Source organism: Agromyces molybdatiresistens (assembly GCF_052748445.2).
This window is the reverse complement of the sequence record NZ_CM188258.1, coordinates 2,094,369-2,117,666: the sequence shown is the minus strand read 5'-3', so window position 1 is coordinate 2,117,666 and position 23,298 is coordinate 2,094,369. Positions and strand designations below refer to the sequence as shown.

Here is a 23,298-nt window from a genome sequence, read left to right as displayed (position 1 = left end):
CGGGGGAAGCAGGAAGGGAGCGCCGAGCGAGATGACCGACGGCGATCGCCAGGAGATGCTCATCGTCACCGGGATGTCGGGGGCGGGGCGCTCCACCGTCGCAGACGCGCTCGAGGACCTGGGCTGGTACGTCGTCGACAACCTCCCTCCGCAGATGCTGCGACCACTCGTCGAGCTCGCCCAGCGCGCCGGTGCGTCTCTGCCGCGGATCGCGGCCGTGGTCGACATCCGCGGGGGCACCTTCTTCTCCGAGCTGCAGGAGATGGTGGAGTCGCTCCGCGACAAGGTCGACGTCCGCGTCGTCTTCCTCGATGCCAACGACGCGGTGCTGGTGCGCCGCTTCGAGTCGGTGCGCCGGCCGCATCCGCTGCAGCGCGACGGGACCCTGCTCGACGGGATCACCGCGGAGCGCCGTCGTCTCGCCGAGGTGCGGGAGTCGAGCGACATCATCGTCGACAGCTCCGACCTCAACATCCACCAGCTCGCGACGCTGGTGACCGACACCTTCGCCGAGGCCGATCGCGCGGGCCTGCGCGTCACGGTGCAGAGCTTCGGGTTCAAGTACGGACTGCCGCCCGACGCCGACATGGTCGTCGATGCGCGATTCCTCCCGAACCCGTTCTGGGAGCCGGCGCTCCGCGCGCACACCGGCGAGGACGCCGAGGTCTCCGACTACGTGCTCGAGCAGCCGGGAGCACGCGAGTTCCTCGATGCCTACGTCGCGGCGCTGCGGCCGGTACTCGAGGGCTACCAGCGCGAGAACAAGCGGCACGCGACCATCGCGCTCGGCTGCACGGGCGGCAAGCACCGCTCCGTCGCCCTGGTCCGCGAGCTCGCCGCTCGCCTGAGATCGATCCCCGGACTCGCGGTGAGCATCAAGCACCGCGATCTCGGACGGGAATGAACCGGCGCCGACGGCGCCACCGCACGACAGAGAGGACGACCACGTGGCCCTGACCGCTGAGGTGAAAGAGGAGCTGGCGAAGGTCGAGGTGGCACGGACCTCGGTCCGTGCCGCGGAGCTGGCCTCCGTGCTCCGATTCGCCGGGGGACTCCACATCATCTCGGGCCGGATCGCGATCGAGGCCGAGCTCGACGCCCCCTCGATCGCACGCCGGGTCACGCGTGACCTGGGGGAGCTGTACGGCGTGCGCCCCGACGTGTCCGTGATCTCCGCATCCGGCCTGCGGCGCACCAACCAGTACCTGGTGCGCGTGCTCGACGGGGGCGAGACGCTCGCACGCCAGACCGGGCTCCTCGATGCGCGGCGCCGCCCGGTCCGCGGGCTCCCGAACAAGCTCACGACCGGCTCCCGGGACGAGGTGGCCGCCGTCTGGCGCGGGGCGTTCCTCGCCCACGGCAGCCTGACCGACCCGGGCCGATCGGCGGCGCTCGAGGTGACCTGCCCCGGCGGCGAGACAGCGATGGCGCTCGTCGGCGCGGCGGGCCGACTGGGCGTGTCGGCCAAGGCCCGCGAGGTCCGCGGCGTGCACCGGGTCGTCATCCGCGACGGCGAGGCGATCAGCACGATGCTCGCGCTCATGGGCGCCGACGAGACCGTCCGGAACTGGGAGGAGCTCCGGCAGCGCCGCGAGGTGCGCGCGACCGCGAACCGGCTCGTCAACTTCGACGACGCCAACCTCCGCCGCTCCGCGCAGGCCGCGGTGGCCGCGTGCGCGCGGGTCGAGCGCGCCATGGAGATCCTCGGCGACGAGATCCCCGACCACCTGAAGTACGCCGGCGAACTGCGGCTCGCCCACCGCGACGCGAGCCTCGACGAGCTCGGCCACCACGCCGACCCGCCGCTGACGAAGGATGCGGTCGCCGGACGCATCCGCCGACTGCTCGCGATGGCCGACAAGCGCGCCGTCGAACTCGGCGTCCCCGGCACGGAAGCGAACCTCCCGGCCGACCTCGACGACGTCTGAACGACGCCCGAACGGCGCGAGAACCCCGTCAACCCCCGTCATACGGCCCGGCCCCGGGCATAGGATCGAGAACGCCGCGGTCACCGGGCAGACGTCCGGTTCACCCGGCTGCTGACAAGGAGAAGCAATGGCTGACTACATCCTCCCTGACCTCGCGTACGACTACTCGGCGCTCGAGCCGTCGATCAGCGGCACGATCATGGAGTTGCACCACTCGAAGCACCACCAGGCCTACGTGACGGGGGCGAACACGGCGCTCGCGCAGCTCGCCGAGGCGCGCGACTCCGACAACCTGGCCAACGTGAACAAGCTCGAGAAGGACCTCGCGTTCAACCTCGGCGGACACGTCAACCACTCGATCTTCTGGACGAACATGTCGCCCGACGGCGGCGACAAGCCGACGGGCGAGCTCGCCTCGGCGATCGACGACCACTTCGGCTCGTTCGAGAAGTTCCAGGCGCACTTCACCGCGACCGCCCTCGGCGTGCAGGGCTCCGGCTGGGCCGTGCTCGCGTGGGACTCGATCGGTCAGCGCCTGATCATCGTCCAGTTCTTCGACCAGCAGGCGAACCTCCCGGCCGGGATCGTGCCGCTCCTGATGCTCGACGTCTGGGAGCACGCGTACTACCTGGACTACAGGAACGTCCGCGCCGATTACGTGAAGGCGTTCTGGAACATCGTGAGCTGGGAGAACGTCCAGCAGCGCCTCCAGGCGGCCACTGAGAAGACCTCAGGCCTGCTGCTACTGTCATAGCGGACGGTGTCCCCGGGCACTGTCCGGGGACACCGCCGTCCGGTCAGATCCACCTCGAAAGCGCGCTCGCGCCCTCACAACAGGGGAGATTTCCTGTGTCTGTAAAGATCGGCATCAACGGCTTCGGCCGTATCGGCCGCAACTACTTCCGAGCCGCCCTGGCCCAGGGCGCCGACCTCGAGATCGTCGCCGTCAACGACCTCACCGACAACAAGACCCTCGCGCACCTGCTGAAGTACGACTCGATCACGGGTCGTCTCGACGCGTCGGTCGAGTACGACGACGAGCACCTCATCGTCGACGGCAAGTCGATCCGGGCGTTCGCCGAGCGCGACCCCGCGAACCTGCCGTGGGGCGATCTCGGCGTCGACATCGTCATCGAGTCGACCGGTTTCTTCACCAAGGCCGCGGATGCGAGGAAGCACCTCGACGCCGGCGCGAAGAAGGTGCTCATCTCGGCGCCCGCCACCGACGAGGACGCCACGTTCGTGATGGGCGTCAACGAGGACTCGTACGACGCCGCGTCGCACCACATCATCTCCAACGCGTCGTGCACCACGAACTGCCTCGCTCCGCTCGCCAAGGTGTTCAACGACGAGTTCGGCATCGAGCGCGGCCTGATGACGACGGTCCACGCCTACACGGCGGACCAGAACCTCCAGGACGGCCCGCACAAGGACCTCCGCCGCGCCCGCGCCGCGGCGATCAACATCGTGCCGACCTCGACCGGTGCGGCCAAGGCGATCGGCCTCGTCCTGCCCGAGCTCGTCGGCAAGCTCGACGGCTTCGCACTGCGCGTGCCCGTCCCCACCGGCTCGATCACCGACCTCACGGTCACCGCCTCGCGCCCCGTGACGGTCGACGAGGTGAAGGCCGCGTACAAGAAGGCCGCCGAGGGGCCCATGAAGGGCATCCTCAAGTACACCGAGGACCCGATCGTCTCGAGCGACATCACGACCGACCCGCACTCGTCGATCTTCGACGCCGGGCTCACGCGCGTGATCGGCGACCAGGTCAAGCTGTCGGCGTGGTACGACAACGAGTGGGGCTACTCGAACCGGCTCGTCGACCTCACCGAGTACGTGGCCGAGCGGCTCTGAGGCGCGACGACGTGACCCTGCGAACCATCGATTCCCTGGGTCCGCTCGCCGGCACGCGAGTCGTCGTCCGCTGCGACCTCAACGTCCCCCTGAAGGACGGGGTCATCACGGACGACGGACGCGTGCGCGCGTCGGTCCCCACGCTCACCGCGCTCGTCGAACAGGGTGCCAAGGTGATCGTGATCTCCCACCTGGGCCGCCCCGAGGGCGCGCCCGACCCGAAGTACAGCCTCGAGCCGGTGGCTGCGCGCCTCGGCGAACTGCTCGACGCCCCGGTCGCCTTCGCGGCCGACACGGTCGGTGAGGATGCCGCGGCCAAGGTCGCCGCACTCGGCGACGGCGAGGTCCTCGTGCTCGAGAACCTCCGCTTCAACCCCGGCGAGACGAGCAAGAACGAGGCCGAGCGGACCGCATTCGCGGGCCAGTTGGCGGAGTTCGCCGACTCGGTCGTCTCCGACGGCTTCGGCGTCGTCCACCGCAAGCAGGCGAGCGTCTACGAACTCGAGCAGTTGCGCCCGAGCGCCGCCGGCCTCCTGATCGCGAACGAGCTCGACGTCCTCGACCGCCTCACCGAGAAGCCCGAGCGCCCCTACGTGGTGGTGCTCGGCGGCTCGAAGGTGTCGGACAAGCTCGGCGTCATCGAGCACCTCCTCCCGCGGGTCGATGCGCTGCTCGTCGGCGGCGGCATGCTGTTCACGTTCCTCGCCGCGCAGGGGCACAAGGTGGGCTCGAGCCTCCTCGAGGCCGACCAGATCGACACCGTGAAGGGCTACCTCGCGGATGCCGCGGAGCGGGGCGTCGACATCGTGCTGCCCACCGACGTGGTCGTCGCGGCGTCGTTCTCGGCGGACGCCGAACACCAGGTCACGGCGGCGGACGCGATCGAACAGACCCCGTTCGGGGCCTCCGGCCTCGGCCTCGACATCGGCCCCGACACGGCCGCCGCGTTCGCCGACCGCGTCCGCGCTGCGAAGACCGTGTTCTGGAACGGCCCGATGGGCGTGTTCGAACTCGCGCCGTTCGCCGACGGCACGCGCACCGTGGCATCCGCCCTCACCGAGGTCGACGGGCTCAGCGTCGTCGGCGGCGGCGACTCGGCAGCCGCGGTGCGCCAGCTCGGCTTCGAAGAGTCCGCGTTCGGGCACATCTCGACGGGCGGCGGCGCGAGCCTGGAATTCCTCGAAGGCAAGAAACTCCCCGGACTGGAGGTCCTCGGATGGCAGTGACCCGCACCCCGTTCATCGCGGGCAACTGGAAGATGAACCTCGACCACCTGCAGGCCATCGCCTTCGTGCAGAAGCTCGCATGGAACCTCTCCGACGCGAAGCACGACTTCGCCGACGCCGAGGTCGCGGTGTTCCCGCCGTTCACCGACCTGCGCTCGGTGCAGACGCTCGTGTCGGCCGACGACCTGCCGGTGAAGTACGGCGCGCAGGACCTGTCGCAGCACGACTCGGGGGCCTACACCGGCGAGGTCTCGGGCGCGTTCCTGTCGAAGCTCGACTGCGCCTACGTCATCATCGGGCACTCGGAGCGTCGCACCCTGCACGCCGAGACCGACGACGTCGTTCACGCGAAGGTCGTCGCGGCGCACCGCCACGGGCTGGTCCCGGTGCTGTGCGTCGGGGAGACCGCGGAGGATCTGGAGCAGCACGGCGCGAGCGCCGTGCCGGTCGCGCAGCTCCGCGCCGCTCTGGAGGGCGTGGACGTGTCCAAGGGGCTGGTCGTCGCGTACGAGCCGGTCTGGGCGATCGGGTCGGGTCAGGCGGCCACGCCCGAGCAGGCGCAGCAGGTCGCCGCGGCGCTCCGCGCCGTGCTGGCCGAGGTCGTGGGCACCGAGCTCGCCGCGTCGACGCGGATCCTCTACGGCGGTTCGGTGAAGGCGGCGAACATCGCCGCATTCATGCGCGAGCCCGACGTCGACGGTGCGCTCGTCGGCGGTGCGAGCCTGGACCTCGACGAGTTCTCGAGCATCGTCCGCTTCAAGAAGCACGTCGGAGCCTGACCGACAGGCAGCCGACACCACCGCCGCGCCGTCCGGCCGCGCCCCAGCGGGCGTCGGCCGGACGACGCTGCGGCTATACTCGACAGGCGGCATCGACAACCCCGGTCATGCCCGGAAAGGTTTCACCGTGGAGATTCTCCAGGTCGTCCTGCAGGTGCTGCTCGGCCTCACGAGCATCCTGCTCACGCTCCTGATCCTGCTGCACAAGGGCCGCGGCGGCGGGCTGTCCGACATGTTCGGCGGCGGCGTCACCTCGAACCTCGGTGCGTCCGGGGTCGCGGAGCGCAACCTGAACCGCATCACGATCATCCTCGGACTCGTGTGGGTGACGTGCATCGTCGTGCTCGGACTCATCACGAAGTTCGACGCCGGAATCTGACGGAGGAGACGTGGTTTCTGGAAACAGCGCGATCCGCGGTTCGCGGGTCGGTTCGGGACCGATGGGCGAGCAGGACCGGGGCTTCCACGCCGAGCGCATCGCCGTCAGCTACTGGGACGCCCAGGGCAACGAGACCGTCCGCCACTTCGCGGCGAACGTGCCCGAGGAGGAGATCCCGGATGTGATCGACAGCCCCTCGACCGGGCTCCCGGCGGGTCGCGACAAGGACAACCCGCCTGCCGTGGCGAAGCTCGAGCCGTACAAGACCCACCTCGCGTACGTGAAGGAGCGTCGCAGCGAGGAGGAGGCCGCCGCGCTCCTCGAGGAGGCGCTGCAGCAGCTTCGCGCACGCCGCGGCACCGCCGCCGCCGACGACTGATCCACGCGAGACGAACGAAGGGCCGCCCGATCGGGCGGCCCTTCGTCGTTGCGGCGCCGTCGCGCCGGTGGAGCGGTTGCGGCTCAGTAATCGCGCGCGATGAGGGCGTCGGGCACTTCCGCTGCGGCGTCCTGGTCGACGAAGAACACCGTCCGTCGACGACCCTTGATACCCGCGACGGGCACTTCGTCGCGGCTCGCGCCGGCCAGCGCGAGGCCCAGTGCCGACGCCTTGTCGGCGCCGGCGAGCACGAGCCAGACCCGCTGCGCCGCGTTGATGACCGGGCGGGTGAGGCTGAGGCGCTCGGGCGGCGGCTTCGGCGACTCGCGGACCGGGATGACGGACCGGTCCACGACCTGGATGCCGGAGCGGTGCGGGAACAGCGAGGCGATGTGACCGTCGGGTCCGACGCCGAGGAACACGATGTCGAAGACCGGGTGCGGGAGCCCCTCCGCGCCGTGCGCCGCGAGCTCGGTCGCGTACGCGTCGGCGGCCTCGTCCAACGAGAGCCCGGCGTCGGAGGCCGGGAACGGATGGACGTGCGCCTCGGGCAGGCCGAGTGCGTCCAGGAGCGCCTCCCGCGACTGCCGGTCGTTCCGGTCCTCGTGTCCCTCGGGCACCCAACGCTCATCGCCCCACCAGAAATGCACGCGCTGCCAGTCGACCGACTTCCGCGCGGGCGACTCGCGGACGGCGTCGAGCACGGCCGCGCCCATCGATCCGCCGGTGAGCACGACGTGGATGGTCTCCTGCACGTCGAGGAGGTCGAGCACCTTGGTGACGAAGCGAGCGGCGACCGCCCCGGCGAGGGTGTCCTTGTCGGGGTGGACGAGTACGCGTCGCTCGTTCGTCATGCGGTCGCTCCTTCGCGGTCGGGGGTCCGATGGTCGGGGAGCAGACCGACTCCCCGCGTGATCACCTCACCGTACAGTTCGTCGGGATCGAGGCGCCGCAGTTCGTCGGCGAGGCAGTCGCGAAGGCTCCGACGGGGGAGTGCGACGTCGTGCACCGGCTGGCCGGGCTGGCGGAGCGTCGCGACCCCGGGCACGTCGCGGACGAGCTCGATGGTGCCGGTCGATCGGCCGAGGTACACGCCGCGGATGCCGTGCGAGCCGTGCTCCAGTCCGGTGAGCGCGCAGTTCGTCGACGCGCCGAGCTGCATCGACAGCCACGCGGCGAGCAGGGTCGTCGACGGCGAGTCGATCGAGCCGGTGACCTGCACGGTCTGCACCGCCTCATAGGGCGGCTGGTCGAGCACCGCGGCCAGCTGCGCCCGCCAGAGCGTGAGCCGGGTCCACGCGAAGTCGGCGTCGCCGGGCCGGTAGCTGCGTGCGAGCGCGTCGAGCGCGGCCTGCGGGTCGGGCTGCGCCGAGGCGTCCGTGATGCGGCGCTGGGCGATCCGGCCGAGCGGCGAGTCGCCGGGGATCTCGGGCGCGGCCCCCGGCCACCACGTGACGACGGGGGCGTCCGGCAGGAGCAGGCCCATGACGAGGCCCTGCTCGTCCTGCGCGGCGTCGCCGCTCGCGCGGAGGATGACGACCTCGCTCGCGCCCGCGTCGCCGCCGACGCGGATCTCCGCGTCGAGCCGGCTCACGCCCGCGTCGCCCTCGTGCTCCGTGGAGACCACGATGACGCGCATCGGGTGCTCGCGGGACGCGTCGTTCGCGGCCTCGATCGCCTCCTCCTCGGCATCGTGCGTCGTCGCGATGACGAGCGTGAGCACGCGGCCGAGGGCGACGACGCCGCCCTCCTCGCGGATCTTGACGAGCGTCTTCGAGACCTGGCTCGTGGTCGTGTCGGGCAGTTCGACGATCATGGCCGCCTCCAGGTGCGTCCGTCGCGGGCGAGGAGCTCGTCGGCCGACGACGGGCCCCACGAACCGGGCTTGTACTGCTCGGGCCGGCCCTGGGTGGCCCAGAACTCCTCGATGGGGTCGAGGATCTTCCAGGACAGCTCGACCTCCTCCTGTCGGGGGAAGAGGGGCGGGTCGCCGAGCAGGACATCGAGGATGAGCCGCTCGTACGCCTCGGGGCTGGCCTCGGTGAACGCGTGGCCGTACCCGAAGTCCATGGTGACGTCGCGGACCTGCATGCCGGCGCCCGGCACCTTGGAACCGAAGCGGATCGTCACGCCCTCGTCGGGCTGCACGCGGATCACGAGCGCGTTCTGGCCGAGCTGCGAGGTCTGGCTGTCGGCGAAGACCTGCTGCGGTGCCCGCTTGAAGACGACCGCGATCTCGGTCACGCGTCGGCCGAGGCGCTTGCCCGCGCGCAGGTAGAACGGCACCCCCGCCCACCGGCGCGTGCCGATGAGCAGCTTCATGGCGGCGTACGTCTCGGTCGTCGAGTCGGCCTTCATGCCGTCCTCGTCGAGGAAGCCGGTCACCTTCTCGCCGCCCTGCCAGCCGCCCGAGTACTGCCCCCGGGCGGTCGCCGTCGCCAGGTCGGACGGCAGGCGCACCGCGCGCAGGATCTTCTCCTTCTCGGCGCGGAGGTCGGCCGCGTCGAACGAGATCGGCTCCTCCATCGCGGTGAGCGCGAGCAGTTGCAGCAGGTGGTTCTGGATGACGTCCCGCGCCGCGCCGATGCCGTCGTAGTAGCCGGCACGGCCCCCGACGCCGATGTCCTCCGCCATCGTGATCTGCACGTGGTCGACGAAGTTGGCGTTCCAGATGGGCTCGTAGAGCTGGTTGGCGAACCGCAAAGCGAGGATGTTCTGGACCGTCTCCTTGCCGAGGTAGTGATCGATGCGGAACACCGAGTCGGGCGGGAAGACCGAGGCCACCACGTCGTTCAGCTCGATCGCGGTCTTCAGGTCGGACCCGAACGGCTTCTCGATGACGACGCGACGCCACTGGTCGCCCTTCTGCTCCGTGAGGCCCGAGCGCTTGAGCTGCTCGGTCACCTGCGGGAAGGACTTCGGGGGGATCGACAGGTAGAACGCGTGGTTGCCCATCGTGCCCCGCTCGCGGTCGAGGTCCTCGACGGTCCGTCGCAGGCGCGTGAACGCCTCGTCGTCGTCGAAGGTCCCCTGCACGAATCGGATGCCGCGTGCGAGCTGCTTCCACACGTCCTCGCGGAACTCGGTGCGGGCGTACTGCTTCACCGAGTCGTGCACGACGCGGGCGAAGTCCTGGTCCTCCCAGTCGCGCCGCGCGAAACCCACCAGCGCGAAGCCCGGCGGCAGCAGCCCCCGGTTCGCGAGGTCGTAGACCGCGGGCATGAGCTTCTTGCGGGAGAGGTCGCCGGTCACGCCGAAGATGATGAGGCTCGACGGGCCGGCGATCCGGTTCAGGCGGTAGTCCTTGGGCGAACGCAACGGATTGTGCGTCGCCGTGATCTCGACCGGATGCATGTGCGCTCCAGGCTCAGCCGACGGCATCACGCGGCGACCGCAGGTCGGCGCTCGGATCGGACAGGGTCGAGGCGACGGCCGGCCGGCCGCGCTCGGCGGGCGCGCACGCGTCCCAGCCGAACGCAGCGCCGCTCACGGAGATGCGGTCGTTCACCGAGCCGCCTCCAGGGCGCCGCGCACGGTGTCGAGCAGCTCGTTCCAGGACACGACGAACTTGTCGACGCCCTCGCGCTCGAGGAGCTCGGTGACGTCGTCGTAGTCGACGCCGACCTTCGCGAGCGCGTCGAGGACGCGGCCGGCCTCGGCGAACGCGCCGGTGACCGTGTCGCCCTCGATCACGCCGTGGTCGAAGGTGGCCTCGAGGGTCTTCTCGGGCATCGTGTTGACGACGCCGTGCGCGACGAGCTCGGTCACGTAGAGGGTGTCGGGCAGGGCCGGGTCCTTCACGCCGGTGGACGCCCAGAGCGGACGCTGACGGTTGGCACCGGCGTCGAGCAGCGCCACCGCGCGGGGCGCGGCGAACTGCTGCAGGTACAGCTCGTACGCGAGGCGCGCATTGGCGACGCCGGCGCGGCTCTTCAGCGCGAGCGCCTCGGGCGAGCCGATCGCCTCGAGCCGCTTGTCGATCTCGGTGTCGACACGAGAGACGAAGAACGACGCGACGGAGTGGATCGTCGACAGGTCGATGCCTGCGGTCTTCGCCTGCTCCAGGCCCGCGAGGTACGCGTCGATGACCTCTCGGTACCGGTCGAGGCTGAAGATCAGGGTGACGTTCACGCTGATGCCCGCGCCGATCGCGGCGGTGATCGCCGGGAGGCCGGCCTTCGTGGCGGGGATCTTGATCATGACGTTGGGCCGGTCGACCTTCTCCCAGAGGCGGTGCGCCTCCGCGATGGTCGCGTCGGTGTCGTTCGCGAGATCGGGGGAGACCTCGATCGACACGCGGCCGTCGTAGCCGTCGGTGCGGTCGTAGACCGGGCGGAAATGGTCGGCGGCGTCGCGCACGTCGTCGGTGGTGATCTCGAAGACGGCGCGGTCGACATCAGCGCCGTCCGTCGCGAGCGCTGCGACCTGGTCGCGGTAGGCGTCGCCGTTCGCGAGCGCGCCGGCGAAGATCGTCGGGTTCGTGGTCACGCCGACGACGTCGCGCTCGGCGATGAGCCGCTCGAGGCCGCCCGAGGCGATGCGCTCGCGCGAGAGATCGTCGAGCCAGATGCTGACGCCGGCCTTCGACAGGGCGGCGGTGGGGGTGTTGGTGCTCATGAGTGGTCTCCTTCGTGCTCGGCCTCAGGCGGAGGCGAGCGATTCCTTCGCGGCGGCGACGACGTGCTCCGACGTGATGCCGAACTCGCGGAACAGGGTCTTGTAGTCGGCGGAGGCGCCGAAGTGCTCGATGGACACGGCGCGGCCGCGCGTGCCGAGGTACCGGTACCAGGTGAGCGCGAGGCCCGCCTCGACGCTGACGCGCGCGGTGACCGAGGACGGCAGCACGGACTCGCGGTACGCGGCATCCTGCTCCTCGAACCACTCCAGGCTCGGCGCGGACACGACCCGCGCCTGCACGCCCTCCGCGGCGAGCGCCTCGCGTGCGGCGAGCGCGACCTGCACCTCGGAGCCCGTGCCGATCAGGATGACCTCCGGTTCGCCGGAGGCCGCCTCCGCGAGCACGTACGCACCCCTGGCGACGTTCGACGCCGAGGCGAGCGTGTCACCGGATGCCGCGCCCTCGCCGCGCTCGAACACGGGGATGTTCTGGCGCGTCAGCGCGATGCCCGCGGGGCCGCCGCGGCGCTTCAGGATCTCGAGCCACGCGTACGCGGTCTCGTTCGCGTCGGCCGGGCGCACCACCGAGAGGTTCGGGATGGCGCGGAGCGCGGACAGCTGCTCGATCGGCTGGTGCGTCGGGCCGTCCTCGCCGAGGGCGACGGAGTCGTGCGTCCAGACGAAGATCGACGGGATGCCCATGAGCGCCGCGAGGCGCACCGCGGGCCGCATGTAGTCGCTGAAGATCAGGAAGGTGCCACCGAACGCGCGGGTCCGGCCGTGCAGGACGATGCCGTTCAGGATCGCGCCCATCGCGTGCTCGCGGATGCCGAAGTGCAGCACGCGGCCCTGCGGGTTGCCGGGGAACTCCTCGGTCGAGTGCTCGACCGGGACGAACGACGGCGCGCCGTTGATCGTGGTCAGGTTCGACTCGGCGAGGTCGGCGGAACCGCCCCACAGCTCGGGCAGCTCGGCCGCGAGCGCGTTGATGACCTTGCCGGACGCGGCGCGCGTCGAGACGTCCTTGCCGGCCTCGAACACGGGCAGCACGTCCTCCAGGCCGTCCGGCAGCTCGCCGGCCTCGAGGCGGTCGAGCAGTGCCTTGCGCTCGGGGTTCGCGGCGGCCCACGCCTCGAACGCGGCATCCCAGCCCTGCTTGGCCTCGGCCGCGCGGTCGCGGGCGTTTCCGCGGGTGTGCTCGATGACCTCGTCGGCCACGGCGAAGTGACGCTCGGGGTCGAACCCGAGGATCTCCTTCGTCGCGGCGAGCTCGTCGGCGCCGAGCGCCGAGCCGTGGATCTTGCCGGTGTTCTGCTTGTTCGGGGCGGGCCACCCGATGATCGTCTTCAGGATGATGATCGACGGCTTGCCGGTCTCCGCCTTGGCGGCCTCGATCGCGTCGTGCAGCTCCGCGACATCCTCGACGTACTCGCCGGACTTCTTCCAGTCGACGGTCTGCACGTGCCATCCGTAGGCCTCGTAGCGCTTGGCGACGTCCTCGGTGAAGGCGATGTCGGTGTCGTCCTCGATCGAGATCTGGTTCGAGTCGTAGATCACGACGAGGTTGCCGAGCTGCTGGTGGCCGGCGAGCGAGGAGGCCTCGCTCGTCACGCCCTCCTCGAGGTCGCCGTCGCTCGCGATGACGTACACGTGGTGGTCGAACGGGCTCTCGCCCGCCGGGGTCTCCGGGTCGAACAGGCCGCGCTCGTAGCGCGAGGCGTACGCGAAGCCGACCGCGGAAGCCAGGCCCTGGCCCAGCGGTCCGGTGGTGATCTCGACGCCGGCGGTGTGGCCGTACTCGGGGTGGCCGGGGGTCTTCGAGCCCCACGTGCGCAGCGCCTGCAGGTCGGACAGCTCGAGGCCGTCGCCGGCGAGGTAGAGCTGGACGTACTGCGTCAGCGAGCTGTGGCCCGCCGACAGGATGAAGCGGTCACGCCCCAGCCAGTCGTGGTCGGCCGGGTCGCGGCGCATCACCTTCTGGAAGAGCAGGTACGCGACGGGCGCGAGGCTCATCGCCGTTCCGGGGTGGCCGTTGCCGACCTTCTCCACGGCGTCGGCGGCGAGCACGCGCGTGGTGTCGACCGCGCGATCGTCGATGGGGTCCCAGTGCAGAGTTGCCACGGGTTGGGGTTCCTTCCGGTCGTGACGGCGTCGGGGAGCCTCTCCATTCAGCTCCCGGACCCGCCGGGGAAACGCGACGGCGCGGTGGAGCCCGGGACCGATCCGGTCATGCGTCAGGTGGAGTTGCACGTCGAATCCGCGCCTCCGGGCGCGCTGGCTTCAGTATATGGAGTCGCCCTCACTCTGTGACGGGGCTTGACGCGTCCGTCCGGCGTCCGCCGTATGGCCTAGAATCGAACGGGTTGCGCGCGCCCCGCCACCTCGGCGCGCGCCCGGAAGAGGGATTCATGCAGGCCGCGCCGACCATCCGTGACGTTCGACGGACGACGAACGTGCGACGGAAGGTCGCCGCCTACTTCGCCCTCACCAAGCCCCGCGTGATCGAGCTGCTCCTCGTCGTGACGGCGCCGACCATGATCCTCGCGTCGAACGGACTGCCCGACGTCTGGCTCCTCATCGCCACGCTCGTCGGCGGGGCGATGAGCGCGGGTTCCGCGGGCGCCTTCAACTGCTACATCGACCGCGACATCGACCGTGTCATGAAGCGGACGAAGGGTCGGCCGCTCGTCACCGGCGAACTCACCGACCGCGAGGCGCTCGTCTTCGCCTACGCGCTCGGCATCGCCTCGATCGTCTGGCTGGGCGTGTTCGCGAACTGGGTCGCCGCGGCACTCTCGCTGCTCGCGATCCTGCTCTACGTGGTCTTCTACAGCCTGATCCTCAAGCGCCGCACCGCGCAGAACATCGTCTGGGGCGGCGTCGCCGGCTGCATGCCGGTCCTCATCGGCTGGGCGGCCGTGACCGGCAGCCTCGACTGGGCGCCGTTCATCCTGTTCCTGATCATCTTCCTCTGGACCCCGCCCCACTACTGGCCGCTGTCGATGAAGTACAAGGACGACTACGCCGCCGCCGGCGTGCCCATGCTCGCCGTCGTCCGCGGTCGCGCGCAGGTCGGCCTGCAGGTCATCCTCTACGCGTACGCGACGGTCGCCGCCTCGCTGCTGCTCATCCCGGTCGCGGGCATGGGGCTGCTCTACTCGAGTGTCGCCGTCGTCACGGGCGTCTGGTTCGTGGCCGAGTGCCACCGCCTCTACAACCTCGCGATCCGCGGCCAGGAGGTCTCGCCGATGCGCGTGTTCCACGGCTCGATCGTGTACCTCTCGCTGCTCTTCCTCGCGGTCGGCATCGACCCGCTGCTTCCGTTCTAGGCCGCCGCGCCGCGTGCGTCCCCCCGGCGCGCGCAGCGCGCCCGGAGGCTCCACCCCTTCGCCTCCGAGCGCCTGCCGACCGCGAGGTCAGCGCTGTTCCGGGATGTGGGACGGGGCGGGGACTCCGGCGCCGGTGAGGTCGTCGCAGCGGACGAACTGGGTGCCGACCCGCTCGAGCGGGCACGCGCGGTCGTCGGACTGACCGGCGATGACGCTGATCGCCGGCTCCGGGGCGGGCTCCGGCCGTGCGACCGCAGGAGCGGCGGCGATGGCCGTGAGCAGGGCGGACGCCGAGGCGATGAGCGCCGACGTGGCGAGGGCGGTGCTGGTGCGCATGGTGCGGTTCCTTCCGGGATGGTGCCGACGTCGTGCCGGCACCCACGACGATGCGCGGGAGCGGGCCGCGCGGAATCGGTCGCACCACCTGAGATGGACGACGAAAGTCCTGATTCTCGGGTCGGCCGATGCCAGACTGGTCGGGTGGTCGTGCCAGCCTCGACCGCCGGGCCGCAGCTGATCGGTCGCGAGCGGGAGCTCGACATCCTGAAGGGACTCCTCGACCTGGCCTGGGGCGAGGAGGCGCAGACCCTCGTCGTCTCGGGCGACCCGGGCGTCGGCAAGACGGCCCTCGTCCGACGGGCGTGCGCGGACCGCGCGTCATCGGGGACGATCCTCAGCGGTGCGTGTCTTCCGCTCGCCTCGATGTCGATCCCGTTCCTGCCGATCCGGGATGCGCTGCGGTCGGATCCCGATCGTGCGGCGGCACTCGACATGCCGACCGACGGGCGGGAGCGCGACTTCGTGGTGCGATTCGACGCCTGGCTCGACGAACGCTGCAGCGAGCGTCCGGTCGCCCTCATGATCGACGACGTCCAGTGGGCCGACCGCAGCACCCTCGACACGCTCATGTACGCGATCGCAGGTCCGCCCTCGCGTCGCCTCGTGATCGTCGTGACACTGAGGGCCGGAGAGGTCGGTCTCGGCCACCCGCTGCAGCGATGGCTCGCCGACATCCGCAGGATGCCCCGGACCTCGGAGTTGCACCTCGCGGCGCTCGATCGTTCGGCGACCGGTGGGCAGATCGCGGCGCTGCTCGGCGGCCCGCCGCACCAGACGCTGATCGACGACGTGTACGCCCACACGCGCGGCAACCCCTACTTCACGCGGCTGCTGGTGACCGGACTCGACCCGGGAGCGCGCGGGATACCGGGCTCGCTTCCGGCGGACCTGAGCTCCGCGGTCCATCTGTCCTGGCTTCGCGTGTCCGATTCGAGCCGACGGCTCGCCAAGGTCCTGGCGATCGGCGGGCGCGCGATGCGCGCCGACGAGCTCGCGCGCGTCGTCGGGGGCGCGACGGATGCCGCGACCGTCCGACCCTCGCTCGAGGAGGCGCTCGACGCCGGCATCCTCGACCGGCTCGACGACGGGTCGTTCTGGTTCCACCATCCTCTGGGGGCCGAGGTGCTCGCGTCGACCCTCGATGAGGACGAGCGACGCGCCTGGCATCGGCGCTTCGCCGACGACATCCTCGCGACCGCGGGCAGCGCACCGCTCCGACCCGAGATCGCCGTCGCCCTCGCCGACCACCGGTATGCCGCCGGTCAGCAGCGTGAAGCGTTCGATGCGGCGCTCGCGGCGGCGGAGGCCGCGGGCGACGTGGCGGCACACGCGGAACAGCTGCGGCTGCTGACCCGCGCTGCGGAGCTCCGCGAACGCGTCGAGGGTCATGCCGAGACGGTGGAGTCTCTGCTGAACCGGATCCGCGCCGTCGCCGCCGAGGTCGGCGCGATCCGTGAGGAACTCGACGCGGTCGAGTCGTTGATCGCGCTCACCGATCCGCGGCTGCGACCACTCGTCGCGGCCGAGCTCGTCGTGCGACGGGTCCACCTCAGATTCCTGATGGGAGCGTCGTTCATCGATCTCGGGGAACTGCGTGCGGCTGAGCGCCTCGCCGACGCGGACCCGACGAGCTCGGTGCACGCACTCGCACTCGCCGAGCTCGCGCACGCCGAGCTGTGGGCTGGGGAAGACGGCGCGTCGGATCATGCGGCCCGCGCGGTCGGGATCGCGCGCGCCTCGGGGGACCCGCGCGCACTCGCGTTCGCCCTGACGGCCGTGGTGATGGATGCAGTCTTCGCCGACGACTCGTCGAGGGTGGCCGGGATCGCGGACGAAGCCGTCGAGGCCGGACTCGTCTCAGGTGACTGGTTCGCGTACATCCACGCCGTGCTCTGGCAGGACAACGCGACGCTCGACTGGGCGACCGAGCAATGCGTCGCCCACATCCGCGAACATCGGCGCGTGCTCGAGACGGCGGGCGGCCCGCACGCATACCGCGCGTGGCTGTCTGCGATCGAGGCGTCGAACTGGGTCGTGATCGGGCGTCCGCGGGAGGCGCGGGAGGCGTTGCGCGTCGCGCTCGGCTCGGACCCCGGGCCGTTCGTCGACGTCCACGCCCGTCTCGCCGCGGCACTGCTCGCCGTGCGCGAGGGGCGCCAGTCCGATGCCGAGAGTCACCTGCTGCGGGTGGATGAGTTGATGAGCGACGGGTCGGCGTTCCATGCGCTCGAGTACGACGCGGTCCGGGCCGAGGTGCGCCTCGGCGCCGGCGATCCGGGCTCGGCGTACGACGCCGCGATGACCGGGGCGACGGCGCCGGGGAGCCTGCCCACGATGTGCGAGTGGCTCATGCCGCTCGCCGCTCGAGCGCTCGCGGATCTCATCGAGCAGGCGCGGGATCGCGACGAGTCCACCCACGAGCCGCTCGAGCGGATGGATGAGCTCGAGCATCGTTTCCCGAGGGTGCTCAAGGACGTGGGGCAGCTCACGCCGGCATGGGCAGGTCAGCTCGACGCGCTGCAGGCGCTCTACGACGCCGAGCGTCGACGCGCCCGCGGCGCTGCCGACGAGGCTGACGCCTGGGTCGCGTCGGCCGAGTTGCTGGCGACCTGCGGCTTCGCGTGGGAGGAGGCCTACGCCCGCTGGCGAGGCGCCGAGGCGATGCTCGGCAGCGCTGGGCGGCGTGGGAGCGGCGTGGAGATGCTGCGGCGCGCCCTCGAACTCGCCCGACCGCTCGGCGCGAAGCCCATCGAGACGGAGCTGCGCGACCTCGCGCGCCGGGCGAGGATCCCGATCGACGAGGCACGGCCGGTCGAGGGCAGCGCCGGTGGTCCGCTCGAGAAGCTCACCGAGCGCGAACGCGAGGTCCTCGCGCTGATCGCCGTCGGTCGCACCTACTCCGAGATCGCGCGGACGCTCATGATCAGCGAGAAGACCGTGAGCACGCACGTGTCGCATCTGCTCGACAAGACGGGAACGACCAACCGGGTCGAGCTGGCGCGCCTCGTCCACCGGGTCTCCGCGGACACGGAAGGCGCCTGACAGGGGAGGCGACGTGGCGGCGGAGTCCTCCGGCCCGCACGACGGTCAGCGTGCGGACGCCGCCATGTCCGCGGCCTCGGGCGAGGCATCCGTCGCCACCGGCCGCGTGAGCTTCAGCAGCACGACGGTCATCGCCGCAGCGGTGAGCGCGGCGAGGACCATGTGCACGCCCACGGCGAGCGGGGGGAGGCCGTTCCGCGCCTGGTAGAGCCCGACGGCGATCTGCACGAGCTCGACGGCGAGCAGGGCCAGGGTCCATCGTGCGACGGGAAGGCGGAGCCGGGTCGCGGCGACCGCGAGGACCGCGGTCAGCGCGAACAGGGCGTAGCCGGGCCAGGCGTGCACGTGCTCGAGGAGCTCGGCGTTGAAGCCGGTCCGGCCGGCGTCGGCATCGCCCGAGTGCGGACCCGACGCGGTCGTGAGCACGCCGAAGGCGATGGAGATCGCGAGCACGACGGTCGTGGCGTGAGCGAGGCTCGCGAACCACCGCGGGGCGGCCGGTTCGCGGGGTCCGGGCGTGGTCGAGAGGCGCACGAGGTAGGCGGCGGTGACGCACACGAGCAGCAGCGAGGCGACGTAGTGGAAGCCGACGATGAACGGGTTGAGGCCGGTCCACACCGTGATGCCGCCGACGATCGCCTGCGCGACGATGCCGAGGAGCACCACGACGGCGAGCGTCCAGAGGTCGCGCCGCTCGCGGCGGAGACGCCAGATCGAGAGCAGCACCAGCAGGGCGACGATGCCGACGACACCGGTCATCAGGCGGTTGCCGAACTCGATCACGCCGTGGATGCCCATCTCGGGCGTCGTGACGAGCGAGTCGGCGGTGCAGAGCGGCCAGGTCGGGCAACCGAGGCCGGAGCCGGTGAGCCGGACGGCGCCGCCGGTGGCGATGATGATCGTCTGCGCGAGGAAGGAGAGCCAGGCGGCGACGCGGACGCGGCGATCGATGCGGTCGGGCAGCCACGCGATGAAGCGGTTCACGCTCGTCGTTTCCTGATCCGGATCGCGGTGGGAGGGCGCTGGGAGTCGGGCCCTCGGACCGGTCGACCCTGTAGACTTGATTGGTTGATGCGGTTCCGCGCGCAGGTGCGGCGCGGTGCATCACCATTGTAGGTTCGCGACGACGCCACCCGCACATCACCCCACGACCGAACCGGCACCTCGACCGGAAGGCCGCGGGTGGGCCGGACTGATAGCCGGTACGCGGGAGGAGAAGAGGGAGAGCATGACGGACGTACTCATCGACCGCCCCGAGTTGGAGGGGCTCGGCACGTACGAGTTCGGCTGGTCCGACTCCGACGTCGCCGGCGCATCCGCTCGCCGCGGCCTGTCGCCCGAGGTGGTGGCCGACATCTCGCGCCTCAAGGACGAGCCCGAGTGGATGCTGCAGCGGCGCATGCGCGGCCTGCAGCTCTTCGACCGGAAGCCCATGCCGTCCTGGGGTGCCGACCTGTCGGACATCGACTTCGAGAACATCAAGTACTTCGTCCGGTCCACCGAGAAGCAGGCGCAGACCTGGGAGGACCTCCCCGAGGACATCCGCAACACCTACGAGCGCCTCGGCATCCCCGAGGCCGAGCGCCAGCGGCTCGTGGCGGGCGTCGCCGCGCAGTACGAGTCGGAGGTCGTCTACCACCAGATCCGCGAGGACCTCGAGGAGCAGGGTGTCATCTTCCTCGACACCGACACCGCCCTGAGGGAGCACCCCGAGATCTTCGAGGAGTACTTCGGCACGGTCATCCCCGCCGGTGACAACAAGTTCGCCGCGCTGAACACGGCCGTCTGGTCGGGCGGTTCGTTCGTCTACGTCCCGAAGGGCGTGCACGTCGAGATCCCGCTGCAGGCCTACTTCCGGATCAACACCGAGAACATGGGCCAGTTCGAGCGGACGCTCATCATCGCCGACGAGGACAGCTACGTCCACTACATCGAGGGCTGCACCGCCCCGATCTACAAGTCGGACTCGCTCCACTCGGCCGTCGTCGAGATCATCGTGAAGAAGAACGCGCGCGTGCGCTACACGACGATCCAGAACTGGTCGAACAACGTCTACAACCTCGTCACCAAGCGCGCCGTCGCGCACGAGGGCGCCACCATGGAGTGGGTCGACGGCAACATCGGCTCGAAGGTCACGATGAAGTACCCGTCCATCTTCCTCATGGGCGAGCACGCAAAGGGCGAGACCCTCTCGGTCGCCTTCGCCGGCCCGGGCCAGCACCAGGACGCCGGCGCGAAGATGATCCACATGGCGCCGTACACGCAGTCGTCGATCGTCTCGAAGTCGATCGCCCGCGGCGGCGGCCGTGCGGGCTACCGCGGCGAGGTGCGGGTGGATGCCAATGCGCACCACTCCGCGAACACCGTGCGCTGCGACGCGCTCCTGGTCGACACCATCTCGCGCTCCGACACGTACCCGGCGATCGACATCCGCGTCGACGACGTCCAGCTCGGCCATGAGGCGACGGTCTCGAAGGTCAGCGAGGAGCAGCTCTTCTACCTCATGTCGCGGGGCCTGCCCGAAGACGAGGCGATGGCGATGATCGTGCGCGGCTTCATCGAGCCGATCGCGCGCGAGCTGCCCATGGAGTACGCGATGGAACTCAACAAGCTCATCGAGATGGGCATGGAAGGATCGGTCGGCTAACCGATGAGCACCGCGATGCAGAGCACCGCCCTGCCCACCCCCGAGCAGCACGGCATCCGTGCGCACTCCGACGGCCCGATCGTGCCCGTCCAGACCCGCTCCGAGCGGTTCCGGTCCACCGATGTCGGCGAGTTCGCCCCGGTGACGGGTCGCGAGCACGAGTGGAAGTACTCGCCGGTCGCCGCGTTCGCCGACCTCACCTCCGGTGAACTCGACGGTTCGCGCGTCCAGGTCGAGTCGACGGATGCCGCGGGCGTCACCCTCTCCTGGATCCCGCGCGACGACGCACGCGTCGGCCGCGCCGGAACGCCGGAGGAGCGCGCGTCGGCGAACGCCTGGTCGAGCTTCGGCGAAGCGCTCCTCGTGGCGGTCGACGGCGAGGAGGCGAAGACCGTCACCGTGACGCGCTCGGGTCTCGGCACGAGCCCGCGCGCCGCGCACACGATCATCGAGGCCGCGCCGAACAGCCGCGCGCTCGTCGTCCTCCGCGGCACGGGCGACGCCCGGCTCACCGAGAACGTCGAGGTCGTCGTCGGCGAGGGCGCGAACCTGACGGTCGTGTCCCTGCAGGAGTGGACGGACGAGTCGGTCCACCTCGCGAGCCACTTCGCGCGCATCGGCCGAGACGCCAAGCTCAAGCACATCGTCGTCTCGCTCGGCGGCAAGGTCGTCCGGGTGAACCCCTCGACGCACCTGGCCGAGCAGGGCGGCGACGTCGAGGCACTCGGGCTCTACTTCTCCGACGCCGGGCAGCACCTCGAGCAGCAGGTGTTCGTGCACCACGACGCCCCGCACACCCGATCGCGCGTCACCTACAAGGGTGCGCTGCAGGGCGAGGGCGCGCGGAGCGTCTGGATCGGCGACGTGCTCATCGGCAACGCCGCGACGGGCACCGACAGCTACGAGCAGAACCGCAACCTCGTCCTCACCGACGGCACCCGCGCCGACTCGGTCCCCAACCTCGAGATCGAGACCGGCGACATCGAGGGCGCCGGCCATGCGTCGGCGACCGGCCGGTTCGACGACGAGCAGCTGTTCTACCTGCAGGCGCGAGGCATCCCGGAGGAGGAGGCGCGGCGACTGGTCGTCCGCGGCTTCCTCGCCGAGGTCGTGCAGCAGATCGGCGACGCCGAACTCGAGGAGCGTCTCATCCGGGCGCTCGAAGCGGAACTCCAGGGGAGCTGACGTGGCATCCACTCGCGTGTGCGGGGTCGACGACCTCGCCGTCAATGAGGCGCAGAAGTTCGTCGTCGACGGCGTCCCGATCGCCGTCGTGAAGGATTCGGCCGGCGACATCTTCGCGATCGGCGACACCTGCACCCACGGCGACATCTCGCTCTCCGAGGGGTTCGTCGAGGACGACACGCTCGAGTGCTGGGCCCACGGCTCGAAGTTCTCCCTCCTGACGGGCAAGCCGCTGACGCTGCCGGCGTACGAGCCGGTGCCCGTGTACCAGGTCGAGATCACCGATGGGGGCGTCTTCATCGACCCCGCCGTGAAGCTCGCCGTCTGACCCGAAGATCTCCCCCGACCTCCCGGCCCCCGCGGCCGGACCCCAACGAAAGAGACACCGAATCACCATGTCCGTGCTCGAGATCAAGAACCTGCACGTCAACGTCGAGACCGACCAGGGCACCCGCGAGATCCTCCGCGGCGTCGACCTGACCATCCGCGAGGGCGAGATCCACGCGATCATGGGGCCGAACGGCTCCGGCAAGTCGACCCTCGCCTACACGATCGCGGGTCACCCGAAGTACACGGTCGTCGAGGGCGAGATCCTGCTCGACGGCGAGAACGTGCTCGAGATGTCGGTCGACGAGCGCGCCCGTGCCGGCATGTTCCTCGCCATGCAGTACCCCGTCGAGATCCCCGGCGTGACCGTGACGAACTTCCTCCGCACCGCGAAGACCGCGATCGACGGCGAGGCGCCCTCGATCCGCACGTGGCTGAAGGACGTGCGCGGCGCGATGACGAACCTCAAGATGGACTCGGCCTTCGCCGAGCGCAACGTCAACGAGGGCTTCTCGGGCGGCGAGAAGAAGCGCAACGAGATCCTCCAGCTGGAGCTGCTCGAGCCGAAGTTCGCCGTGCTCGACGAGACCGACTCCGGGCTCGACGTCGACGCGCTCAAGGTCGTCTCCGAGGGCGTGAACCGCGCGCACGAGAACACGGGCCTCGGCATCCTGCTGATCACGCACTACACGCGTATCCTCCGCTACATCAAGCCCGACTTCGTGCACGTGTTCGTCGCGGGCAGGATCGCCGAGCAGGGCGGCTCCGAGCTCGCCGACCGCCTCGAGGAGGAGGGCTACGACCGCTACCACGTCGCCGAGTCGGCGACCCAGTAGTCGGGCGTAGGCTGGAGACATGGTCACCTCACTCGCACCCGAGCGCTTCGACGAGATCAGTGAGGCGCTGAAGGATGTCGTCGACCCCGAGCTCGGCGTCAACATCGTCGACCTCGGCCTCATCTACGACCTGAACTGGGACGACGAGCACGACGCGCTCGTCATCAACATGACGCTGACGAGCGCCGGCTGCCCGCTCACCGACGTCATCGAGGAGCAGACCGCCGAGGCGCTCGACGGCACCGTCGAGCGGTTCCGCATCAACTGGGTGTGGATGCCGCCGTGGGGTCCCGAGCGGATCACGGACGACGGGCGCGACATGATGCGCGCACTCGGCTTCGCGATCTGACACGAACCGAAGGTCACGAGGGAGGTCCCGGAAGGGACCTCCCTCGTCGTCGTCGCGAGGTCGTCCGGCGCTGCGCGGGAAT

23 protein-coding genes are annotated in these 23,298 nt (G+C 70.5%); 15 read left to right on the top strand and 8 right to left on the bottom strand.

Annotated features, from left to right (window positions below):
• Window positions 1-31: 31 nt before the first annotated feature.
• From rapZ to ACULK2_RS09770, 8 genes are all read left to right on the top strand, one after another.
• Window positions 32-904, top strand: coding sequence for an RNase adapter RapZ (gene rapZ, locus ACULK2_RS09805; RefSeq protein ID WP_445967071.1), 873 nt, complete (start codon window positions 32-34; stop codon window positions 902-904).
• 43 nt (window positions 905-947) lie between these two features.
• Complete coding sequence (gene whiA / locus ACULK2_RS09800) at window positions 948-1,928, top strand: DNA-binding protein WhiA (protein ID WP_445967070.1); 981 nt, start codon at window positions 948-950, stop codon at window positions 1,926-1,928.
• 127 nt (window positions 1,929-2,055) lie between these two features.
• On the top strand, window positions 2,056-2,682 hold the full coding sequence (locus ACULK2_RS09795; RefSeq protein WP_445967069.1) for a superoxide dismutase: 627 nt from the start codon (window positions 2,056-2,058) through the stop codon (window positions 2,680-2,682).
• A gap of 95 nt (window positions 2,683-2,777) precedes the next feature.
• Window positions 2,778-3,782: a type I glyceraldehyde-3-phosphate dehydrogenase gene (gene gap / locus ACULK2_RS09790; RefSeq protein ID WP_445967068.1), complete on the top strand. Its 1,005-nt coding sequence runs from the start codon at window positions 2,778-2,780 to the stop codon at window positions 3,780-3,782.
• A gap of 11 nt (window positions 3,783-3,793) precedes the next feature.
• Window positions 3,794-5,008: a phosphoglycerate kinase gene (locus tag ACULK2_RS09785; protein WP_445967067.1), complete on the top strand. Its 1,215-nt coding sequence runs from the start codon at window positions 3,794-3,796 to the stop codon at window positions 5,006-5,008.
• Complete coding sequence (gene tpiA / locus ACULK2_RS09780) at window positions 4,999-5,787, top strand: triose-phosphate isomerase (protein ID WP_445967066.1); 789 nt, start codon at window positions 4,999-5,001, stop codon at window positions 5,785-5,787. Before ACULK2_RS09785 ends, tpiA begins: the two co-directional genes overlap by 10 nt.
• A gap of 127 nt (window positions 5,788-5,914) precedes the next feature.
• Complete coding sequence (gene secG, locus ACULK2_RS09775) at window positions 5,915-6,166, top strand: preprotein translocase subunit SecG (protein WP_067947350.1); 252 nt, start codon at window positions 5,915-5,917, stop codon at window positions 6,164-6,166.
• Window positions 6,167-6,227: 61 nt separating this feature from the next.
• Window positions 6,228-6,545, top strand: a complete 318-nt coding sequence (locus tag ACULK2_RS09770) for an RNA polymerase-binding protein RbpA (RefSeq protein WP_501044912.1) — start codon at window positions 6,228-6,230, stop codon at window positions 6,543-6,545.
• 83 nt (window positions 6,546-6,628) lie between these two features.
• Here ACULK2_RS09770 and pgl read toward each other — a convergent pair whose 3' ends face one another.
• The 6 genes from pgl to tkt are packed head-to-tail and all read right to left on the bottom strand — an operon-like array spanning window position 6,629 to window position 13,283.
• On the bottom strand, window positions 6,629-7,399 hold the full coding sequence (pgl, locus tag ACULK2_RS09765) for a 6-phosphogluconolactonase (protein ID WP_445967064.1): 771 nt from the start codon (window positions 7,397-7,399) through the stop codon (window positions 6,629-6,631).
• Window positions 7,396-8,361 (bottom strand): glucose-6-phosphate dehydrogenase assembly protein OpcA, encoded by a 966-nt coding sequence (locus tag ACULK2_RS09760; protein WP_445967063.1) that lies wholly within the window; start codon window positions 8,359-8,361, stop codon window positions 7,396-7,398. Before ACULK2_RS09760 ends, pgl begins: the two co-directional genes overlap by 4 nt.
• Window positions 8,358-9,899, bottom strand: a complete 1,542-nt coding sequence (gene zwf, locus ACULK2_RS09755; RefSeq protein WP_445967062.1) for a glucose-6-phosphate dehydrogenase — start codon at window positions 9,897-9,899, stop codon at window positions 8,358-8,360. The genes ACULK2_RS09760 and zwf overlap by 4 nt, the downstream gene beginning before the upstream one ends.
• 13 nt (window positions 9,900-9,912) lie before the next feature.
• Window positions 9,913-10,053, bottom strand: a complete 141-nt coding sequence (locus tag ACULK2_RS09750) for a hypothetical protein (RefSeq protein WP_445967061.1) — start codon at window positions 10,051-10,053, stop codon at window positions 9,913-9,915.
• A complete protein-coding gene (gene tal, locus ACULK2_RS09745) occupies window positions 10,050-11,162 on the bottom strand; it encodes a transaldolase (protein ID WP_445967060.1) in 1,113 nt (370 codons plus the stop codon). The genes ACULK2_RS09750 and tal overlap by 4 nt, the downstream gene beginning before the upstream one ends.
• Window positions 11,163-11,186: 24 nt before the next feature.
• Entirely contained in the window at window positions 11,187-13,283 is a 2,097-nt protein-coding gene (gene tkt / locus ACULK2_RS09740; RefSeq protein WP_445967059.1) for a transketolase, read from the bottom strand.
• A 287-nt stretch (window positions 13,284-13,570) separates the two neighbouring features.
• On the opposite strand from tkt, the gene ACULK2_RS09735 reads away from it, so the two are divergent.
• Entirely contained in the window at window positions 13,571-14,491 is a 921-nt protein-coding gene (locus ACULK2_RS09735; RefSeq protein ID WP_445967580.1) for a heme o synthase, read from the top strand.
• An 87-nt stretch (window positions 14,492-14,578) separates the two neighbouring features.
• Here ACULK2_RS09735 and ACULK2_RS09730 read toward each other — a convergent pair whose 3' ends face one another.
• On the bottom strand, window positions 14,579-14,827 hold the full coding sequence (locus ACULK2_RS09730; protein ID WP_445967058.1) for a hypothetical protein: 249 nt from the start codon (window positions 14,825-14,827) through the stop codon (window positions 14,579-14,581).
• A 144-nt stretch (window positions 14,828-14,971) separates the two neighbouring features.
• Between ACULK2_RS09730 and ACULK2_RS09725 the strand changes: the two genes are divergently transcribed.
• The gene (locus tag ACULK2_RS09725; protein WP_445967057.1) at window positions 14,972-17,872 is read left to right on the top strand and encodes a helix-turn-helix transcriptional regulator; all 2,901 of its coding nucleotides are present in this window, start codon (window positions 14,972-14,974) and stop codon (window positions 17,870-17,872) included.
• Window positions 17,873-17,917: 45 nt separating this feature from the next.
• On the opposite strand, the gene ACULK2_RS09720 is transcribed toward ACULK2_RS09725, so the two are convergent.
• Complete coding sequence (locus tag ACULK2_RS09720) at window positions 17,918-18,856, bottom strand: COX15/CtaA family protein (RefSeq protein WP_445967056.1); 939 nt, start codon at window positions 18,854-18,856, stop codon at window positions 17,918-17,920.
• Window positions 18,857-19,100: 244 nt separating this feature from the next.
• On the opposite strand from ACULK2_RS09720, the gene sufB reads away from it, so the two are divergent.
• From sufB to ACULK2_RS09695, 5 genes are all read left to right on the top strand, one after another.
• Window positions 19,101-20,519 carry a Fe-S cluster assembly protein SufB gene (sufB, locus tag ACULK2_RS09715; RefSeq protein ID WP_445967055.1) on the top strand — a complete coding sequence of 473 codons (1,419 nt, stop codon included), beginning with the start codon at window positions 19,101-19,103 and terminating at the stop codon, window positions 20,517-20,519.
• Window positions 20,520-20,534: 15 nt separating this feature from the next.
• Entirely contained in the window at window positions 20,535-21,704 is a 1,170-nt protein-coding gene (gene sufD / locus ACULK2_RS09710) for a Fe-S cluster assembly protein SufD (RefSeq protein ID WP_445967054.1), read from the top strand.
• Between the two features lies 1 nt (window position 21,705).
• A complete protein-coding gene (locus ACULK2_RS09705) occupies window positions 21,706-22,032 on the top strand; it encodes a non-heme iron oxygenase ferredoxin subunit (RefSeq protein ID WP_353814149.1) in 327 nt (108 codons plus the stop codon).
• Window positions 22,033-22,099: 67 nt separating this feature from the next.
• Window positions 22,100-22,867: a Fe-S cluster assembly ATPase SufC gene (gene sufC / locus ACULK2_RS09700; RefSeq protein ID WP_445967053.1), complete on the top strand. Its 768-nt coding sequence runs from the start codon at window positions 22,100-22,102 to the stop codon at window positions 22,865-22,867.
• 19 nt (window positions 22,868-22,886) lie between these two features.
• A complete protein-coding gene (locus ACULK2_RS09695) occupies window positions 22,887-23,216 on the top strand; it encodes a metal-sulfur cluster assembly factor (RefSeq protein WP_092669939.1) in 330 nt (109 codons plus the stop codon).
• The last annotated feature ends 82 nt before the right edge of the window (window positions 23,217-23,298 follow it).

Excerpts from the sequence above, each read along its gene's own strand:
- rapZ (WP_445967071.1), top strand. The coding sequence starts at position 32 with ATGACCGACGGCGATCGCCAGGAGATGCTCATCGTCACCGGGATGTCG.
- ACULK2_RS09795 (WP_445967069.1), top strand. The coding sequence starts at position 2,056 with ATGGCTGACTACATCCTCCCTGACCTCGCGTACGACTACTCGGCGCTC.
- tpiA (WP_445967066.1), top strand. The coding sequence starts at position 4,999 with ATGGCAGTGACCCGCACCCCGTTCATCGCGGGCAACTGGAAGATGAAC.
- ACULK2_RS09770 (WP_501044912.1), top strand. The coding sequence starts at position 6,228 with ATGGGCGAGCAGGACCGGGGCTTCCACGCCGAGCGCATCGCCGTCAGC.
- pgl (WP_445967064.1), bottom strand. The coding sequence starts at position 7,399 with ATGACGAACGAGCGACGCGTACTCGTCCACCCCGACAAGGACACCCTC.
- ACULK2_RS09760 (WP_445967063.1), bottom strand. The coding sequence starts at position 8,361 with ATGATCGTCGAACTGCCCGACACGACCACGAGCCAGGTCTCGAAGACG.
- zwf (WP_445967062.1), bottom strand. The coding sequence starts at position 9,899 with ATGCATCCGGTCGAGATCACGGCGACGCACAATCCGTTGCGTTCGCCC.
- tal (WP_445967060.1), bottom strand. The coding sequence starts at position 11,162 with ATGAGCACCAACACCCCCACCGCCGCCCTGTCGAAGGCCGGCGTCAGC.
- ACULK2_RS09735 (WP_445967580.1), top strand. The coding sequence starts at position 13,571 with ATGCAGGCCGCGCCGACCATCCGTGACGTTCGACGGACGACGAACGTG.
- ACULK2_RS09730 (WP_445967058.1), bottom strand. The coding sequence starts at position 14,827 with ATGCGCACCAGCACCGCCCTCGCCACGTCGGCGCTCATCGCCTCGGCG.
- sufB (WP_445967055.1), top strand. The coding sequence starts at position 19,101 with ATGACGGACGTACTCATCGACCGCCCCGAGTTGGAGGGGCTCGGCACG.
- sufD (WP_445967054.1), top strand. The coding sequence starts at position 20,535 with ATGCAGAGCACCGCCCTGCCCACCCCCGAGCAGCACGGCATCCGTGCG.
- sufC (WP_445967053.1), top strand. The coding sequence starts at position 22,100 with ATGTCCGTGCTCGAGATCAAGAACCTGCACGTCAACGTCGAGACCGAC.
- ACULK2_RS09695 (WP_092669939.1), top strand. The coding sequence starts at position 22,887 with ATGGTCACCTCACTCGCACCCGAGCGCTTCGACGAGATCAGTGAGGCG.